The 17095-nt window shown below is 59.9% G+C and carries 14 protein-coding genes, 1 tRNA gene and 1 pseudogene; 6 read left to right on the plus strand and 10 right to left on the minus strand.

Annotation, left to right across the window (positions count from 1 at the left end):
* The gene (locus tag ACTG36_RS05340; protein WP_375279751.1) at positions 1-1341 is read left to right on the plus strand and encodes an NAD(P)/FAD-dependent oxidoreductase; all 1341 of its coding nucleotides are present in this window, start codon (positions 1-3) and stop codon (positions 1339-1341) included.
* Positions 1342-1377: 36 nt separating this feature from the next.
* Here ACTG36_RS05340 and ACTG36_RS05345 read toward each other — a convergent pair whose 3' ends face one another.
* From ACTG36_RS05345 to ACTG36_RS05360, 4 genes are read right to left on the minus strand one after another with little or no spacing between them, the layout of a single operon-like run.
* Positions 1378-2499 carry a Gfo/Idh/MocA family protein gene (locus ACTG36_RS05345; RefSeq protein WP_375279752.1) on the minus strand — a complete coding sequence of 374 codons (1122 nt, stop codon included), beginning with the start codon at positions 2497-2499 and terminating at the stop codon, positions 1378-1380.
* Positions 2492-3256, minus strand: coding sequence for a sugar phosphate isomerase/epimerase family protein (locus ACTG36_RS05350; protein ID WP_375279753.1), 765 nt, complete (start codon positions 3254-3256; stop codon positions 2492-2494). The genes ACTG36_RS05345 and ACTG36_RS05350 overlap by 8 nt, the downstream gene beginning before the upstream one ends.
* Before the next feature lie 47 nt (positions 3257-3303).
* Positions 3304-4719: a sensor histidine kinase gene (locus ACTG36_RS05355; protein ID WP_375279754.1), complete on the minus strand. Its 1416-nt coding sequence runs from the start codon at positions 4717-4719 to the stop codon at positions 3304-3306.
* Positions 4716-5384, minus strand: coding sequence for a response regulator transcription factor (locus ACTG36_RS05360; protein WP_439141643.1), 669 nt, complete (start codon positions 5382-5384; stop codon positions 4716-4718). Before ACTG36_RS05360 ends, ACTG36_RS05355 begins: the two co-directional genes overlap by 4 nt.
* A 133-nt stretch (positions 5385-5517) precedes the next feature.
* Between ACTG36_RS05360 and ACTG36_RS05365 the strand changes: the two genes are divergently transcribed.
* From ACTG36_RS05365 to ACTG36_RS05380, 4 genes are all read left to right on the plus strand, one after another.
* Complete coding sequence (locus ACTG36_RS05365) at positions 5518-6609, plus strand: tricarboxylate transporter (protein WP_439141645.1); 1092 nt, start codon at positions 5518-5520, stop codon at positions 6607-6609.
* Positions 6610-6686: 77 nt separating this feature from the next.
* Positions 6687-8714 (plus strand): tripartite tricarboxylate transporter permease, encoded by a 2028-nt coding sequence (locus ACTG36_RS05370; protein ID WP_375279757.1) that lies wholly within the window; start codon positions 6687-6689, stop codon positions 8712-8714.
* A 10-nt stretch (positions 8715-8724) separates the two neighbouring features.
* The gene (locus tag ACTG36_RS05375) at positions 8725-9813 is read left to right on the plus strand and encodes a 4-oxalomesaconate tautomerase (RefSeq protein WP_375279758.1); all 1089 of its coding nucleotides are present in this window, start codon (positions 8725-8727) and stop codon (positions 9811-9813) included.
* The gene (locus ACTG36_RS05380) at positions 9810-10778 is read left to right on the plus strand and encodes a D-2-hydroxyacid dehydrogenase family protein (protein WP_375279759.1); all 969 of its coding nucleotides are present in this window, start codon (positions 9810-9812) and stop codon (positions 10776-10778) included. Before ACTG36_RS05375 ends, ACTG36_RS05380 begins: the two co-directional genes overlap by 4 nt.
* Here the strand turns inward: ACTG36_RS05380 and ACTG36_RS05385 are convergent.
* Entirely contained in the window at positions 10768-11784 is a 1017-nt protein-coding gene (locus tag ACTG36_RS05385) for an AbrB family transcriptional regulator (RefSeq protein WP_375279760.1), read from the minus strand. The genes ACTG36_RS05380 and ACTG36_RS05385 overlap by 11 nt on opposite strands.
* Positions 11781-12428, minus strand: coding sequence for a GntR family transcriptional regulator (locus ACTG36_RS05390; RefSeq protein WP_375279761.1), 648 nt, complete (start codon positions 12426-12428; stop codon positions 11781-11783). The genes ACTG36_RS05385 and ACTG36_RS05390 overlap by 4 nt, the downstream gene beginning before the upstream one ends.
* A gap of 66 nt (positions 12429-12494) precedes the next feature.
* Here ACTG36_RS05390 and tcuA point away from each other — a divergent pair, with 66 nt between their 5' ends.
* Positions 12495-13964, plus strand: coding sequence for an FAD-dependent tricarballylate dehydrogenase TcuA (gene tcuA / locus ACTG36_RS05395; RefSeq protein WP_375279762.1), 1470 nt, complete (start codon positions 12495-12497; stop codon positions 13962-13964).
* A gap of 119 nt (positions 13965-14083) precedes the next feature.
* Here tcuA and leuD read toward each other — a convergent pair whose 3' ends face one another.
* The 4 genes and pseudogenes from leuD to ACTG36_RS05415 all read right to left on the minus strand — a co-directional run bounded on the left by leuD (position 14084) and on the right by ACTG36_RS05415 (position 17045).
* A complete protein-coding gene (gene leuD, locus ACTG36_RS05400) occupies positions 14084-14731 on the minus strand; it encodes a 3-isopropylmalate dehydratase small subunit (RefSeq protein WP_375279763.1) in 648 nt (215 codons plus the stop codon).
* Positions 14728-15716: pseudogene (locus tag ACTG36_RS05405) on the minus strand (aconitase family protein). The gene leuD and the pseudogene ACTG36_RS05405 overlap by 4 nt, the downstream one beginning before the upstream one ends.
* Positions 15713-16618 carry an alpha/beta fold hydrolase gene (locus tag ACTG36_RS05410; RefSeq protein ID WP_375279764.1) on the minus strand — a complete coding sequence of 302 codons (906 nt, stop codon included), beginning with the start codon at positions 16616-16618 and terminating at the stop codon, positions 15713-15715. The pseudogene ACTG36_RS05405 and the gene ACTG36_RS05410 overlap by 4 nt, the downstream one beginning before the upstream one ends.
* Positions 16619-16970: 352 nt before the next feature.
* Positions 16971-17045: transfer RNA gene (locus tag ACTG36_RS05415), tRNA-Gln, on the minus strand.
* Positions 17046-17095: the final 50 nt, after the last annotated feature.

Raw genomic sequence — 17095 nt, forward strand, 5'->3', positions numbered from 1 at the left:
GTGACGCGGATTGCAGTCACCAAAAAGCCTGTCGATCCGGGGCCTGCGGCGTGGAATGATCTGTTGCCCGCGCGCGACCCCGTGCGGGTGGTTGATGAGGACACCACCGCCGATTGGGTGGTGATCGGCGCAGGCTTCGCTGGGTTGGCCGCAGCGCGGCGGCTGTCGCAACAGTGTGGATCGGATAAGATTGTGGTGCTGGATGCTTGCCGCGTGGCCGAAGGACCGGCAGGCCGCAATTCGGGGTTTATGATCGATCTGCCCCATGATCTGTCGTCCTCGGACTACGGCGGCGCGTTGGACAAAGACGTGACGCTGACAGCCGACAACCGCCATGCCATCGATTTCGCAGCGACGATGGCGCAGGATTTCGGCATGGGGCCAGACGTCTTTGCGCGTACTGGCAAAATCAATGCGGCAGCCACCGCAAGGGGCGATGCCCATAACCGCGAATACGCAGCCCATCTGATGGCCATGGGGGAGCCGTTTGAGGTGCTGGACAGCGCCCAGATGAAAGAGCGTACGGGGATATCATACTACCGCAGCGGTTTGTTCACCGCAGGCACCGCGATCATCCAGCCAGCGGCTTTTGTGCGGGGTGCTGCGGCGGGGCTGTCATCCAACCGCGTGCAGATTTTTGAAAACAGCCCTGTCACCGGATTGACCCACGACGGGGATTGGGTCGTGCATACCGCAGGTGGGAATGTCCGCGCGCCCAAGGTGATTTTGGCCGTGAACGGGCACCTGAACAGTTTCGGATTTCTCAAGAACCGGTTGATGCATGTGTTCACCTATGCGTCGATGACGCAGCCCCTGACGCCGCAGCAAAGCGCGCGTCTTGGCGGGGCTGCGACATGGGGCGTGACACCGGCCGATCCGATGGGGACGACCGTGCGGCGGATCACCAGCCCGCAGGGGGACCGCATTTTGATCCGCAACCGATTCACCTTTGATCCCAGCATGGAGGTCAGTGACCAACGCATTCGCAGCGTGGCCCAAGATCACGACCGCGCCTTCAAGGCGCGCTTTCCCATGTTGGGCGGTGTTGGGATGCAATACCGTTGGGGTGGACGGCTTTGTCTGAGCCGCAACAACGTCAGCGTCGTGACCGAACTTGAAGACGGGCTTTATGCGGCGTGCTGCCAAAACGGGCTGGGAACGACGCGTGGGACTTTGTCGGGCATCTTGGCGGCTGAGCTTGCGACAGGCACAGGGTCCGACCGTTTGGACCGCGCCCTTGCCGCCCCTGCGCCTGTGCTGTTGCCCCCCCGTTTTATTGCAAAACCAGCGGCCAATGCGGTGTTGAAATGGCAAGAACGCAAGGCCGGGGCGGACCTTTAGGACGGTCGCCATCCGGCCCCTGCCCAAGACGTTCCATCAAGCCAGCAAAGACCGCGCGGCATCAGGCCCCAAAACCTCCGGCCGGTCACAGCGGGTGGAAAGAGTGATGACGCGGCCTGTTTCACCGGCCTCAAGAATGGCGGTCAAAACGTCGATCACATGGGTGGCGAAGGCATCGTTGCACCGGTGGGGCCGGTCTTGGGCAATGGCCAAGGCCATGTCTGCCAATCCCGCGCCGCGATAGTTCGCTTTGCCCGCGTCAACGTTGGGCACGCCAAGGGGATGATCCCATGTCCTGGCCTGCGACGCCTCACCGCGCGGTGTGAGTGTGATGTCTCCACCAAAGAAATTCGGGTCCGGCAGGTCCATGGTGCCGGTGGCCCCGTAAAGTTCCATCATCGGATGGTTGCTGGATTGCACGTCCCAGCTGGACAGCAAGGTAATGATCGCGCCGCTTTCGAACTTCATCACCGCGTGGACTGTTGTCGGGGTTTCGACGGGGACGGCCTCACCATTGCGGGGGCCATTGCCGATGGTGCGTGTGGTCTGGGCCATGCCGGTCATGCTGGTGACTTGGGCGACGGGACCCAATAGTTGAACCAGATTGCACAGGTAATAGGGGCCCATATCCAGAACGGGACCGCCGCCTTTTTGAAAGAAAAAGTCGGGGTGGGGGTGCCAGCTTTCCATGCCTGCCGACATGATGACAGCCGCGCCTGAGGTTACGTCGCCAATGGCGCCATCATCGATCAAGGTGCGGGCCAATTGGTGGCTGCCCCCCATGAAGGTATCCGGCGCGGACCCGATGCGCAGGCCCTTGGCTTGGGCAAGGTCGCCCAGCTCCTGCGCTTCGCCCAAGGTGAGGACGAACGGCTTTTCCGAGTAGACGTGTTTGCCCGCCTCAAGGATCGCGCGGGACACGGACACATGGGCGGCAGGGATCGTCAGGTTGATGACAAGGTCGATGTCGTTTGCGGCCAGCAGATCATCCACGGTCTGCGCCCGTACGTCGAATTTGGCCGCCTGCGCATGGGCCATATCCATGTTGATGTCCGCAACCGCCACAATTTCGTAGCTACGAAATAAGGGGGCGAGGGTCAGATACGCGGTTGAGATATTGCCGCATCCGATGATGCCAACGCGCAAATGGTCAGTCATGTGTGGCCCCCCAAAGCGTGTCAAACGCCGCAGCGGATGCTGCAGCAAAAGCCAAGGGGTCTGCGGGTTTGTCGTGTTCCAACGCATAGATCAGGTCGGGTGAGGCGTCTTTGCAGGCTTGCAATAAGGCGGCCCAGTTCACGGTGCCTGCCCCCAAATCGGCCCAGCCATCCTGATCCAGATTGGTCCCTTGGGCGGCGATGTCTTTGACGTGGACCGCAGACAGCCGGTCACCGTATTTCTTCACATAGGCCAAAGGGTCACGGCCCGCGCGTACGATCCACGCCAGATCAGCCTCCCACACGATGTCGGGCGCTGAGGTCAGCAGGATATCCATGGGCACGCGGCCATCGTCGAGGGGCGCAAATTCGAAGTCGTGATTGTGCCAGCCAAAGGTGATGCCACGGTCTGCAAACCTGCGCGCCGCCGTGTTCAAACGGTCCGCCAAAGCAGTCCAGCCGGCGGCGGTGTCGGGGCGGTGTTCTGGCGCAAGGAAGGGCGCAAAGACCCGGCGGATGCCAAGGGTGGTCACCCGTTTCATGGTGGCGTCGAAATCAGCCTCAATATCGTCCAGCGCCACGTGGCCCGATGGCATGGACACGCCGTGCCGATCCATGGCGATGCGGTAGTCATCAGGGTTTTGATATACTCCGCCGTAGCCTTCGACGGTCGTGATCCCAAGCGTTGGAAGTTCGGCCAAAAGGACAATCTGATCGTGAAAATCGCGCATGGAATAAAGTTGCAGGGCGGGGGTCATCGGCTGTGCTCCAATCTCAGGCGGTGTGGTCAAGGGGCTTACAAAAGTCAGTGGTTGGTGTCTTCCATCGCGGCGGCCGTGCCTTGCGATGGCGGATGCGTGGCAGGGCTCGGAAAGCTCAAAATCACCTCAAAGATTTCGGCATGCCGCGCCAGTTTGATGCCGCCACCGAAGGCATCTGCAACTGCGGCGGCGATGGGCAGACCCAGCCCTGATCCCGCGCTGGGCCCGACCTGACTGAACCGCCCGAGAGCGGTTTCGAAATCTTGCGGGTTGATGCCTTTGCCATCGTCGCGAACGGTGATGTTCAACCCTTCTGGGGTGGCCATGGTGGACAATTCAACGCGGCTGAGGTCCGGACCGCCATGCAAAAATGCGTTGTTGATGAGGTTGAGGACCGCCTGTTCGAACATCACAGGATCACCGGTCAGCCTGTGGGATGTAGGTGTGCCTTGGTAGATGAATTCAGCAGCCTCGCGCCGCGATTGGGTCGAAATCTTGGCTGCGACCTCGTCCAGAATGTCATGCGGGCTAAAGGTGACGCGGTTTTCCAGCGCCGCGTGCGCCTGCGCCCGTTCCAACGTCAGAAGATTGTTGGCAAGCTGTCCTGCGTCCCGCGCTGCCTCAATCAGATCGGCTGAGCGAGCGTTCGCGGTCTCAATCGTTTTGGCGCTGGATACGGATTCCGCAAGGCTGAGGACACCCGCAATCGGGTTTCGAAGCTGGTGTGCAGCGTCCGAGATAAAGGCGTTCTTGGCCTCAAGCGTGTGGGACAATTCCCCGACCAGATTGTTGAACCGCCCCACGATGCCGGTGACCTCCTGCGGGATGCGACGTTTGATGGGTGACAAATCCGACGAGGACCGACTGGCGATTGCATCCTCGAGGTCAACCAAAGGTGCCAGCCCCCGTTCAACACCGAACCACACGATCACGGCCAATGCGCCGATCATGGACGCGATGATCAAGAACACCGGTCCAGTCCGTGTGCGCACAAAACCGTCCCGTACAGAGGTGTTTTGCCAGACGGTGAAGGTGAACAACCCCGTCAGCCCGTCCATCGTTGTGCTTTGTGAGAACCGCAAGGCCCGCACGGGCGCGCCTTGATAGTTGGCATCATAGTAGGTTTGGGTGGCGTCCAATGGCACCTGTTCTGGCGGGACGGGCGGTGTCGCGTAGCCGGTCACAAAGACGCCATCGGGGGCATAGACGTGATAAAACACGGCCCCGCCCGATGTGTCGCGCAAAAGATCGCGGGTTTCCTCGCTCAACGCATCGCCACCTGACACGGCTGTGTCGCGTGAAATCGCGAGGGCTGTCGACAAGAGGGACCGGTCAAACCGTTCGGCGGCGGTGGCCTGCGCATCGAAATAGGCCCACGCCCCGATGATGGCCGCGATCAGGATCAGCGGCAGCAAGATCACAAGGGTCAGACGCCCCCGCAGGGACAGGCTTTGGTTCATGGGGCCGCCTGCATCAGATAGCCAAGCCCGCGTTTTACGACGATCTGCACTCCGTAGGGTTGGATGCGTTTGCGCAAACGTGAGACATAGACCTCAACCACGGGTTCATCGACGTCGGCACCGGTGCCATACAGACTGTCCAGCAAAAGCTGTTTGGACACGATCCGCCCTTCTGCAAGAAACAGCCGTTCGAACAGCGCGACCTCACGACGTGGGATTTCTAGCGGGCCATCTGGCCCCTCGACCATCCGGGCCGTCTGATCAAAGCGCAGCGCGCCAAGGTCGCTACTTTTGGGTGTCCGTTCCGTCACACGTCGGGACAGCGCACGGATCCGGGCACCAAATTCGGCCATTTCGAAGGGTTTGCTTAGGTAGTCATCAGCACCAGCATCAAGGCCTGTGATCTTGTCTTCGGTTTCTGCCCGCGCGGTCAGCAACAAAACAGGCCGGTTGTCGTTACGCGCACGCATCTGGCGCAGCACATAAAGCCCATCGCGTTCGGGCAGGTTGATGTCCAGCACCACCAGATCGGCGGTGTCGGTTCGCAAAAAGGCATCGGCCTCCGCCCCGTTGTGCAGAACGTCCACCGCATGACCCATGTCTTGCAAGTAAGAGCGAATGCCCTTGGCGACAGAGATATTGTCCTCAACGACAACGATATGCACGACGTCCCCCGAAATTTGCCCGATGCAAGGTTCATGCAAGGATGGCACTGCAACGTCACTTCATCAAGGAGCCTTAGAGAGGCTTTTCGATTCTAAATTCAGGGCCGTGCAGGTCCTTCTGGGAGGAAAACATATGCTTAAGAAAACACTTGGCGCCTTGGCGCTGACGTCTGCTTTGGTGGCCACGCAAAGTGCCGCTGACGGACACCAGATCGATCTGTCCGGCAAGACCGTCGAATGGATCATCCCGTTCTCCGAGACAGGCGGTTCCGCCAAATGGGCGAATTTCTACGCGCCATTGTTGTCCGAGGCACTGCCCGGCAACCCTACTGTGGTCGTCACCTTTAACCCGGGGGCTGGGTCCACCAAAGGCGCGAACGCGTTTCAGGAAATGGAATACGAAGACGGCACCACGATCTTCGGATCGTCCGGGTCTACTCAGTTCCCCTACCTTCTGAGCGATCCGCGCGTGCGCTATGAATACAGCGACTGGAACGTGGTTCTGGCGTCCGGCACCGGCGGCGTGGCGTATCTGCCATCCGATCTGGCCGGTCAACTGGGCGACGGCGGCGACGCGGCCCCACTGGCGGGCGAAGATTTCATCTATGGCTCGCAGGGTGCGACACGTCTTGACCTCGTGCCGCTGTTGGCATGGGAAATGCTGGGTCTTCAGGTTGAACCTGTTTTCGGCATCGAAGGCCGTGGTGATGGCCGTCTGATGTTTGAACGTGGCGAAGCCAACATCGACTATCAGACGTCCTCGTCCTACCTGTCCGGCGTGACGCCTCTGGTTGAAGCTGGCACCGCTGTGCCGTGCTTCTCCTTTGGTGCGCTGGATGCGGACGGCAACATCGTGCGTGACCCCACGTTCCCCGACATGCCGACCTTTAAGGAAGTCTGCGAAGCCACCGACGGTTGTGAAACCGAAGGCGAGCAGTGGGACGCATGGAAGGCCTTCTTCGTGGCGGGCTTCCCCGCGCAAAAGATGGTGTTCCTGCCCGCAGGCGCGCCTGACAATGCCATCGCGACCTTCACTGAGGCTTTCGCAGCCATTCAGGAACGCGATGATTTCGCTGAGATCAGCCAAGCCCGCCTTGGTGTCTATCCTCAGCTGACAGGTGCTGCGGCGCAGACAGCCATGGCCAGCGCCACCGATGTGCCACAAGAGGCCAAAGACTTCGTCATCAACTGGCTGAGCGAGCGCTACGGCGTCGTCCTCCAGTAACGACTGCTTTAACCCCACCCATGCAGGTCATGGGTGGGGTTTTCTAATTTCACACCTACAAAACAAAGGGGCCCGCCATGGAGGTCTTTGCGACGGCTTTGCCTGCGTTGAATGACGCTTTTGCAATGATCCTGCAGCCGCACGTACTTGGATTTCTGGTGTTGGGGGTCGTTATGGGCCTGTGCATCGGCGTTTTCCCGGGTTTGGGCGGAATTGCTGGCCTGTCCCTTTTGTTGCCGTTCATGTTCGGGATGGAACCGGTTACGGGCCTTGCCCTGATGATCGGGATGGTCGCGGTGGTTCCCACGTCCGACACCTTTGCGTCCGTGCTGATGGGGATACCCGGATCGTCGGCGTCGCAGGCGACGGTTCTGGACGGGTTCCCGATGGCCAAGAAAGGGCAGGCCGCGCGCGCGCTGTCGGCGGCCTTTGCATCCTCGCTTTTTGGCGGGCTGGTGGGGGCTGCGTTCCTGACGGTCTTTATTCTTGCAGCGCGGCCCATCGTATTGCTGTTCCAAACGCCTGAACTGTTGATGATCACCATTTTCGGTTTGTCGATGGTCGGCATTCTTGCAGGGCGCGTGGCCCTCAAAGGGCTGGTTGCAGCCTGTCTGGGCATCCTTGTGGGCACCATCGGCGAGGGCGCCAGTTCAGGCGCATTGCGCATGTCGACCTATGATATGCCCTATCTGGTGGACGGGCTGAAGCTGGTCATCGTGGGTCTGGGTATCTTCGCCATTCCCGAAATCATTGCCCTGCTGCGGCGCGATAAGGCAATTTCGGATCGGGCGCCGTTGGGCGGTGGCTGGGCTGCGGGCGTCAAGGATTGGTGGGCCAACAAATGGCTGTCCATGCGCTGTTCGCTGATTGGCGTCGTCGTGGGCGTGATCCCCGGCCTTGGCGGGTCCGTGGTCGATTGGATCGCCTACGGCCACACCGTGCAGACGGCTAAGGACAAATCCCAGTTCGGGTCGGGCGACGTACGCGGCGTGATCGGGCCAGAAAGTTCGAACAACGCCAAAGAGGGCGGCGGGCTGGTGCCCACACTGCTCTTTGGTATTCCCGGTTCGGGGTCGATGGCGATCTTCATCTCAGCGGTGGCTTTGCTGGGCACCGGATCGATTGAGGTCGGGCCATCGATGCTGAAAAACAACCTCGATTTCACCTATGCGATTGTTTGGTTGTTGGCGCTGGCCAACGTGGTCGGCACCTTGATCTGCATCGCGGCCTCGGGCGGGATTGCAAAGCTGACCGAAATCCGGTTCGCCCTGCTGGCGCCGTTCCTGTTTATGATCATCGCCTTTGCGGCGTTCCAGTCGCGCCAAGAAATCTGGGACCTTGTGGCGCTGTTTGGCATCGGGTTGCTGGGCATTTTAATGCGGCGCTTTGACTGGTCGCGGCCTGCCTTCCTGATCGGTTTCGTGCTGTCCGCGCCTGCCGAACGCTACACCAATCAGGCCTATCAGATCGCGGCATCGCGGTTTCGTCGCGGGTTTGAAGAGGGCATTGATTATGTTTTCAGCCCCATCGTGATCGTGTTGATCGTCATCACGTTGCTGTCCGTTGTCATCGGCCTGCGTCAAGCGAAAAACATTCAGGCGGAAGGGTCTGTCGCGGCGGGCACAAAGCGCGCACCGCTGGTATTTTTGCTGGCCGTGACGGGCTATATCGCTCTGGCCTACTGGAATTCTGCCATCATCCCCGATTTCGCCCGAATGGACCGCGTGTTTCCTGTCTTTGTAGCAACTGTGGCCCTGATCGGATGCGCGCTGCTGATCGTACAGATGATGCGATCCGATGAAACCGCCCCGATTTTTGCCGACCGCGAAGCGGAAGAGGCCGAGGACAATGTTCACGGGCTATGGGGGACGCTTGCGTGGTTCGCGAGCCTCCTTCTGGCCTCCGCTGTGGTCGGATTCATCCTCGCGCTGGCAGGGTTCCTTTTGCTGTTCATCCGCATCCGCGCGGGCAAAAGCTGGGGCTATGCAGCGGTCTATACCGCGCTTGGCATCGCCTTCATCTGCGCCATGGCATGGACGTTGAACCGTGATTTCCCACCGGGCCTTTTGCAATCCTATTTTGATCTTCCTTGGCCCCTGACGTGAGACGCGTGTCATGACCCAGACTGCGATCCCCTTTTTGTTCATGCGGGGCGGCACGTCGCGTGGCCCCTACCTCAACCGCGCGGATTTGCCCGAGGATTTGGAGACGTTGGCGCAGGTGTTGATTGCGATGGTCGGGTCCGGCCATCCGTTGAATATCGACGGGATCGGCGGGGGCAATGCGGTGACCACCAAGGTGGCCATGTTGTCAAAGTCGCAAGATGACTGGGCCGACATCGACTATTTCTTTGCGCAAGTCAGCGTCGAGGATCAAAGCGTCGATTTCAAACCGACCTGCGGGAATATCCTGTCCGGGGTGGGGCCCGCTGCGATTGATATGGGCCTGGTCCCCGCCACAGGGGCAGAGACAACGGTGAATATCCGCGCAGTCAACACCGGCGCACGCGTCGTGGCCAAGGTGCAGACATCGCCGGATGGCGTGGTCTACGACGGGGCGGCGGCCATCGACGGCGTGCCGGGCACCGCAGCCCCCGTGGGCTTGCAGTTCATGGACACCATTGGCGGTGCCACGGGCGCATTTTTGCCCACCGGCAACTTGATCGACACGTTTGACGGTGTGGATGTCACATGCATGGACGTCGCCATGCCCATGGTCATCGCCCGCGCCGAGGCTTTTGGCCTTACGGGCTATGAAAGCGCCGAAGACCTGAACGACAACACAGACTTTTTCGCCACAATGGAGGCGGTGCGCATTCAAGCGGGTGAGGCGATGGGCATTCAAAACGTCGCCAAATCGGTGACGCCCAAGTTCGGTCTTCTGGCACCTGCGCGGGATGGCGGCACCATCGCCACGCGCTATTTCATGCCATGGAAGGCCCACCCGACGATGGCTGTCACCGGTGCGCAATGTCTGGCGTCCTGCGTGCTGACACCGGGCACTGTGGCCGATGGCATGGCCGCACGGTCGAATGACCGGCCCGCCACGATCACTTTGGAACATGCCAGTGGTCAGATCGACGTCATCGTGGATTACGACCTGACGGGGGACGGGATCGACCTGCGCTCTGCCGGATTGGTCCGTACGGCGCGTCTGTTGGCCAAGGGGGAGGTGATGATCCCCACTGCGGTCTGGCGGCGATGAAGGTTCACATTCTGGACGATTGGTTCAACACGCTGCGCGGCTTGCCGTGCTTTGCAAAACTGGATGGCCACGATGTGACCGTATGGACGGATCACGAACCCGATCCTGTAAAACTTGCCGCGCGGATTCATGATGCGGAGGCTTTGGTGCTGTTTCGCGAACGCACATCAGTGGGGGCCGATCTGTTGACGCGGACCCCGAACCTGCGGCTGATCAGTCAGCGCAGTGTCTATCCCCATGTGGACGTGCAGGCCTGCACGGACAACGGTGTTATGCTGTGTTCCAACATGGCTGGGGGCGGACCCAATTACGCAGCGGCTGAAATGACCTTAGCCCTGATTTTGGCGAGCTTTCGGCAAATCCCGCAACAGGTGGCTTCCGTTCGGGCAGGGTCGTGGCAAATGGGGGTCGGGCGCACATTGCGAGGGCGCACGCTGGGGCTTTATGGCTACGGTCGGATCGCGCAGGCGGTGGCAAGCTACGCTGAGGCGATCGGGATGCGCGTTCAGTGGTGGGCATCAGAGGAAGGACGCGCACGGGCGCTGGCTGATGGCCGCCACGTCGCCGCAAGCCGTGAGGCATTCTTTGCCACATCCGACGTTGTCAGCTTGCACGTGCGGTTAAAGCCTAGCACGCGTGGTCTGATTTCCGCTGCCGATTTGGCAGCTATGGCCCCACGTAGCCTGTTGGTGAACACATCGCGCAGCGGGCTTATTGCGCCCGGCGCGCTTGAGGGTGAGATCGCCAAGGGCCGCATTCACGCAGCCGTCGACGTTTTCGACGATGAGCCGTTGCGCGACACCGAACACATCCTGCTGACCCATCCCAACGTCCTGCCCACGCCACACATCGGTTTTGTGACAGAGGATGAATTCGATCATCAGTTCAGCGATATCTTTGATCAGATCAACGCCTTCGACGCAGGCCAGCCGATCCACGTGATTAACCCCAACGTCACCGATTGAACAGCCGCGCGGCAATCGGCGCGCCGATGATCACCGTGACGATGCGCAAAACATGATGGGCAATGACAAACGCCATGTCCGCCCCTGCAATCAACGCCAACACCGTCATTTCCGCCTGACCACCGGGCGCGAAGGCCAGCAATGTCTCCATCGGGGGGGCCAGTTCAAAGACATTGATGATTTTGACAAAGACAGCCGACAACAGCAGCAAAATCACGCAAAATCCGAGGGCCGCAGCCACATCGCGGCGGACTTCATACCCTGTGACGCCCGCGTATTTCGTGCCCACGGTCATGCCGATGAAGAACTGGGCCGCCCATATGGCCTCCGCTGGGGGGCGGTGGTACAGGACGCCGGTCAGGGCCAGAAGCCCTGCCAAAATCATGGGGCCAAGGATGGATGCGCCGAACAGCCCGACGGCTTTGGCGATCTGCCAGCCCGCCAACCCTGCCACGACCATCAAGACCAATTGAGACGGCGGCAAAGTCGCGGCAGGCACGCCGGGTGGGTTGCTGAGGTCCACATTCCAATATCCGCTGAGGATAAACGGAAGCGCCACCACAATGACCATCACCCGTGTGGCATGGATCAAGGATAGAGCGCGCACATCGCCGCCGGCCTCTTCACCAAACAGCAGCATGTCCTGCAATCCACCGGGCATCGCGGAATAGTAACTTGTCGCAAAATCAAAGCCCCACAGACGTTGGAAATAGGGCACGCCGATCAGGCCGATGAAAAAGATCATGACCGGCACCAACAGCAACGTTGTCCAGTAGCCCGCCATGCTGATCACGAGGGCGGTGGTAAAGGTCGCACCGACAGCCACGCCCAAAATCGACCGCATTGCGTTGTTGAGGATCGGGATGCTGCGCATCGGCGCGCCCCAAAGGGCTGCAATCAGACACGCGGTGATCGGCCCCAAAAGCCAAGGCAAGGGCAGGGACAACAGATGAAAGACTAAGACCCCAACGGCTGCAATCGCGTGGGTGATCGCGATCCGGATCATCCCCGCATGACCTTAAGGCGGTAGCGCAGGGAGGTTTGTAAATGGGCCTCCGCAGCAGCACCTGCTGCGTCGATATCGCCCGCGCGGATGGCTGCGATGATCTGGGCGTGCTGGTCGGTGACAGTGGCAATCCGTTCGGCATCGGCAAGGGTTGTTGGCCCCAGCAGCAACAGTGCATTGTTCATCGCCCGCGCGGCATCCAGCAAGAACCGGTTGCGCCCTGCCAGATAGATCGCGCGGTGGAATTTTTGATTGATCGCCGCCGCCAGAGCCGCATCGTCGCCGTTTTGGGTGATGTCGGCGTTCAGGGCGGCAAGGGCATCGACTTCGGCCTCAACACTGTGTTTGGCGGCCATTTCGGCGGCGGTGCGTTCCAGCACCAAACGCATTTCATAAAGCTCAACAACCTCGGCCTGACCAAGGCGGCGGATGACGGCGCCGACGCGGGGGCGGTGTTCGATGATGTTTTCCGCCTCAAGCTTGCGCAATGCTTCGCGGATCGGGGTACGCGACAGGGACAGACGTTCGGCGATCTCAACCTCACGCAGGCGGTCGCCGGGCTGATACAGGCCGGTTTCGATTGCCTGCATCAGTTTGGCGAAGGCCACGCCGCCTTGGGAAAGATCGCTATGGTCCGCCGTCATTCGGCATCGCCTCTTTTCAAATTGTATCCACTTGGATACATGGTTGTCTAAAGAGGAGAATCGAACATGTCAAAGCAGATCATCATCGTCGGGTCCGGCAACGCCGCAATGTGTGCAGGCATAGCAGCCCTTGAGGCAGGTGCCCGCGTTTTGATGTTGGAAAAGGCCGATCAGGAACTGGCGGGGGGCAACACGAAATACACCGCCGGGGCGATGCGCTTTGCCTATGACAACGCAGATGACTTGATGCCTTTGCTCAAAGACCCTGATGATCCGCGTCTGGCTGTGACCGACTTTGGGGGCTACACAAAGGCCAAGTTCGCCGAAGACCTGTTGGGTTTTAACGGTGGACGGCCTTTGTCGGCTGAACAGGAACGGCTGATTGGTGACTCCCTCCCTGCGATGCAATGGCTCGGCGGGCATGGCGTTAAATTCGAACCGATCTATTCGCGCCAAAGCTTTGAAAAAGACGGACGGCACGTGTTTTGGGGCGGGCTCACGCTGGCGGCTGAAAATGAAGGTGTTGGGTTGTTTGATATGGAACTTGCGGCCTTCGAACGCATGGGCGGTGTTATCCGCTATGACAGTGCCGTCACGGGGCTGGTGATGGACGGCGGCCGCGTTACGGGCGTCAAAGTGGGGGATGAAACGGTTGAGGCTGATGCGGTGATCCTCGCCTGTGGTGGGTTTGAGGCCAGCTCCGAGAGACGGCATGATTGGATGGGTGGCCATTGGGACAAGGCCAAGGTGCGCGGCACACCGATGAACACGGGCGACGGGATGGCCATGGCACTGGCCAATGGCGCGCAGCAAAACGGGTTGATGGACGGCTGCCATGCCACGCCGATGGATTTGCACATGCCGGATTATGCCAACCTTGATCTGCCCGCGTCGGAGCGCAAAAATTATCGCAAAATCTGCTATTTCCTTGGCGTGATGTTGAACGCAAACGGGGACCGTTTTGTGGATGAGGGCGAGAACTTCCGCAACTACACCTATGCGCAGTTCGGCAAGGCGGTGTTGGAGCAACCGGGCCATTTCGCGTGGCAAATCTTCGACGCCAAGGTCGATGACCTATTGTACGCTGAATACAGCTTCCATGACGCCCATTTCGTTGAGGCCGAAACGCTCGATGCATTGTGCGAAAAGCTTGAAGGGGTAGATAAAGCCGCAGCCGGTGCAACGCTGGCGGCCTACAATGCGGCCGTGAATGATGATGTGGCCTTTGATCCCACCTCTCTTGATGGCAAAAACACGCCGGGACTGGACCTGCCCAAATCAAATTGGGCCCAACGGCTGGATACGCCCCCGTTCAAAGCCTACCCCGTGACAGGCGGTATCACCTTTACCTATGGCGGTCTGAAGGTGTCGGATACGGGTGCCGTTTTGGCGCAAGACGACACCCCGATTGCGGGTCTCTATGCGGCGGGTGAAATGGTGGGCGGAGTCTTTTTCGAAGGATACCCGGGCGGGTCCGGCCTGACATCGGGCGCGGTGTTTGGGCGGCTTGCAGGGCAGGGTGCCGCGCTGGCCTGACGCCCCTCGGTGTATTTTGCCTTGACCGTGTCGACGGTCTTGTGCCTGTGCATTGCTGCCGGACATCGGGCGGCGGCTGTGTTTGATCCACCCCATTCACACGGGGTTGTGCGTTAGGCTTACGTGTCTGATGGTTTCAAAAAACAGCCGCGCCGCTGCCTGTTTGATGACGTTAACGCGCATTTTGGCGGATAGACCTGCCTCAAACCGGCGGATCGCCGTGCGTGGTCTAGGGTGTCCAACGTGTCATCGCGCCCACGGAACAGGGCCGTTTGTCTGGCGTCGTCCGTATCAAAGGGGGCAGTTATTTCGCCGGCGGTAATTCCGCGCTGGCCAAGGTCGATGACGACCTCAACGTCTTTGGGATCTCCGGCAAACACCAACAGCGCATCCCGCACCGCAGGGGACACAATGGGCAGGGCAAAACCGTTTTTGCGGACGTTGTCGTAGAAGATGCCGGCAAACCCCGTGCCGATGCAGGCGTCGATCCCCAGTTGGCGCAGACCCCAGACCGCATGTTCTCGGCTGGACCCGCAGCCGAAATTGTCACCGACAATTAGAATGCTGGTGGTCGTCCATGGCGGCTGGTTCAAGGCAAAGTTCGCGCGTTTGCCCCCTGTCGCATCAAAGCGCAGATCGGCAAATGTTCCATCCGCCAGTCCCTCGCGGGTGATTGTGATCAAGAACCGTTTGGGCATGATCACATCGGTGTCGACATTGGCCAGCGGAAGCGGTGCGGCGATGCCTTTGATCCGCTTGTCCATCATGTGAAATCCCGCACATCGGCCAAATGACCGGCGATTGCGGCCGCGGCGACCATGGCCGGTGACACCAGATGGGTGCGTGCGCCGCGCCCCTGTCGCCCTTCGAAGTTTCGGTTGGTGGATGAGGCGACCCGTTCGCCGTCCATGGCGATATCGTCGTTCATGGCCAAACACATGGAACAGCCTGCCTGTGGCCGCCATTCAAAGCCCGCCGCCTCAAAGATCTCGCTTAGGCCTTCGGCTTCGGCCATCATGCGTGTCATCGCAGACCCCGGCACGACGATCGCCTCAACCCCTTTGGCGACTTTGCGCCTATTTAGTTATTTGGCCGCTTCCCGCAGGTCTTCGATGCGTGAATTGGTGCAGGACCCGATAAAGGCCGTGTCGATGGTGATGGACTTGGCCGCTTGCCCTTCAGACAGACCCATGCACTGCAACGCGCGGTCCAAAGCGGCCTGTGCCTTGGGGGAGGCATAGTCCGCAACCCTTGGCACATGCGAGGTGATCGGCACGGATTGATCAGGGCTGGTGCCCCATGTCACCAGCGGTTCAATATCACCGCCCGAAATGGCGATGCCTGTGTCGAAAACTGCGCCGTCGTCGCTGACCCAGCTTTCATTCGTGAATTCAAACAGTCCGCTGTGGGGGTGCCCGTGGACCGCCGTTTGCGTGACGTCATCTGCCGCGCATCGCCAATGCCGTAATATGCGATGCCGTGTTTGGCGCAATTGGCCTCCAGATTGTCGATCAGCAGTTTTGAGGCGGCGTCGTGGTGGGCGCTGCTTCGGTTGGCGTTCACATGATCCACGACGGCCAGATGCGCCTCGGGCAGCCAAACATGCAGTCCTTTGGCGTCCAGCCCCGAAAACGCCTGCGGGCTGGTGTATTCATTCATGATGTGGCAATCGACTTAGATTAGTATGTCTCCGTCGGGCAAATCGCAGACTTTATGTGCGTCGACCAATTTGTCGTAGAGCGTCCGGTTCATTTCTGGGCGTCCGCAAGAAGAGGCGTGCGTGCGAAGAAATCGGACATACGTGACGCGATCTCACTCGGGATTTCTTCGGCCATGTAGTGGGTCGTATCGAGGGCTTCGCCCTCGACGTGGGCCGCCCGCTGCCGCCAAAGGTCAAGCGCATCAAAGCAGGTCTCAATGACACCGCGTTTTGCCCACAGGGTCAGAAGGGGCATATCAAGTTTGCGGCCCCCGTCTGCATCGTCGTGGTCGATGTCGATGCTGGCCGCCGCGCGGTAATCCTCGCAGCAGGCATGGATCGCATCGGGGGCAGAAAACGCGTTCAGATATTCGGCCAAAGCCTCGTCTGAAAACGGGTTTTCACCGCGTGTCTGATTGAAACATTTCATCTTCCAGAACCCGACTGGATCCGCACCGATCAACGTCTCTGGCAACGGATGTTTTTGGATCAGGAAAAACCAGTGCCAATAAAGGTCGGCAAAGGTCGCAGAAGTGCCTGCGTACATCTCACGCGTGGGGGCAATGTCCAGCAGCGTCATCGCGGCGACGCAATCAGGGTGATCCAGCCCCATCCTGTGCGCCACGCGGGCGCCACGATCATGAGCCCCGACATAAAAGCGGTCATGCCCCAAATGCTGCATGACGGCGACAATGTCATTTGCCATGGCGCGCTTTGAATAGGGGGCATGCTCGGCGTCTGAGGCGGGCTTGTCCGACTGGCCGTATCCACGCAAATCCGGACAGATCACTTGGTAGGTCTGTGCCAGAATGGGTGCCACGCCGTGCCACATGGCTGAGGTTTGTGGATAGCCGTGCAGCAAAACCAAGGGCGGCGCGCCCTGCGGTCCGGCGCGGCGGACGAACAACGTGGCACCATCGCCTTCGATACGGTCTTCGACGAAGTTCTCAAACATGCGGTGTCCCATTTTTTGAAGTGTCGCTTTGGCCAGTATTGCAGAATTATCTGATATGACTAATCGGCAATTATTATGCGCGTAGCTGGCGAATGTCGCAGCTGCGGGGGCCTGTCTTTGAAACTTCAACATCAGGCGGCGACCGGACTGGCCAGCGTTCTTGCGACGCAGGGGCGCTGCGTCAGCAGGCTTTGGGAGCCGGATGCATTCGTCGCACCACATCAGCCTGAACGCGACAGGTGATCCTGCTAGATGCACGATCCGTGGGGAGGCGTGGCTGAATAGTCGGCGCAATGGCAAAGGACATTGGGCCACAGTGTGGCGTCTGTCGTTCAACGCGTTCGAGGAAAGCTGGCTGGGATGGTAGGATTCGAACCTACGGTACACTGTACCAAAAACAGTTGCCTTACCACTTGGCTACATCCCATCAGCGAGGGATGAGATACGAAAAAGACTTGCGGGGTTCAAGCCCTGAAT

The sequence above is a fragment of the Pseudooctadecabacter sp. genome (assembly GCF_965657175.1).
In the GTDB taxonomy this organism is placed as follows: Bacteria; Pseudomonadota; Alphaproteobacteria; order Rhodobacterales; family Rhodobacteraceae; genus Octadecabacter.

Bases quoted from the DNA above. Each gene is read 5' to 3' on its own strand.
- ACTG36_RS05380 (WP_375279759.1), top strand. From the start codon at position 9,810: ATGAAGGTTCACATTCTGGACGATTGGTTCAACACGCTGCGCGGCTTG.
- tcuA (WP_375279762.1), top strand. From the start codon at position 12,495: ATGTCAAAGCAGATCATCATCGTCGGGTCCGGCAACGCCGCAATGTGT.
- ACTG36_RS05390 (WP_375279761.1), bottom strand. From the start codon at position 12,428: ATGACGGCGGACCATAGCGATCTTTCCCAAGGCGGCGTGGCCTTCGCC.
- ACTG36_RS05370 (WP_375279757.1), top strand. From the start codon at position 6,687: ATGGAGGTCTTTGCGACGGCTTTGCCTGCGTTGAATGACGCTTTTGCA.
- ACTG36_RS05385 (WP_375279760.1), bottom strand. From the start codon at position 11,784: ATGATCCGGATCGCGATCACCCACGCGATTGCAGCCGTTGGGGTCTTA.
- ACTG36_RS05365 (WP_439141645.1), top strand. From the start codon at position 5,518: ATGCTTAAGAAAACACTTGGCGCCTTGGCGCTGACGTCTGCTTTGGTG.
- ACTG36_RS05345 (WP_375279752.1), bottom strand. From the start codon at position 2,499: ATGACTGACCATTTGCGCGTTGGCATCATCGGATGCGGCAATATCTCA.
- ACTG36_RS05375 (WP_375279758.1), top strand. From the start codon at position 8,725: ATGACCCAGACTGCGATCCCCTTTTTGTTCATGCGGGGCGGCACGTCG.
- leuD (WP_375279763.1), bottom strand. From the start codon at position 14,731: ATGATGGACAAGCGGATCAAAGGCATCGCCGCACCGCTTCCGCTGGCC.
- ACTG36_RS05355 (WP_375279754.1), bottom strand. From the start codon at position 4,719: ATGAACCAAAGCCTGTCCCTGCGGGGGCGTCTGACCCTTGTGATCTTG.
- ACTG36_RS05350 (WP_375279753.1), bottom strand. From the start codon at position 3,256: ATGACCCCCGCCCTGCAACTTTATTCCATGCGCGATTTTCACGATCAG.
- ACTG36_RS05410 (WP_375279764.1), bottom strand. From the start codon at position 16,618: ATGTTTGAGAACTTCGTCGAAGACCGTATCGAAGGCGATGGTGCCACG.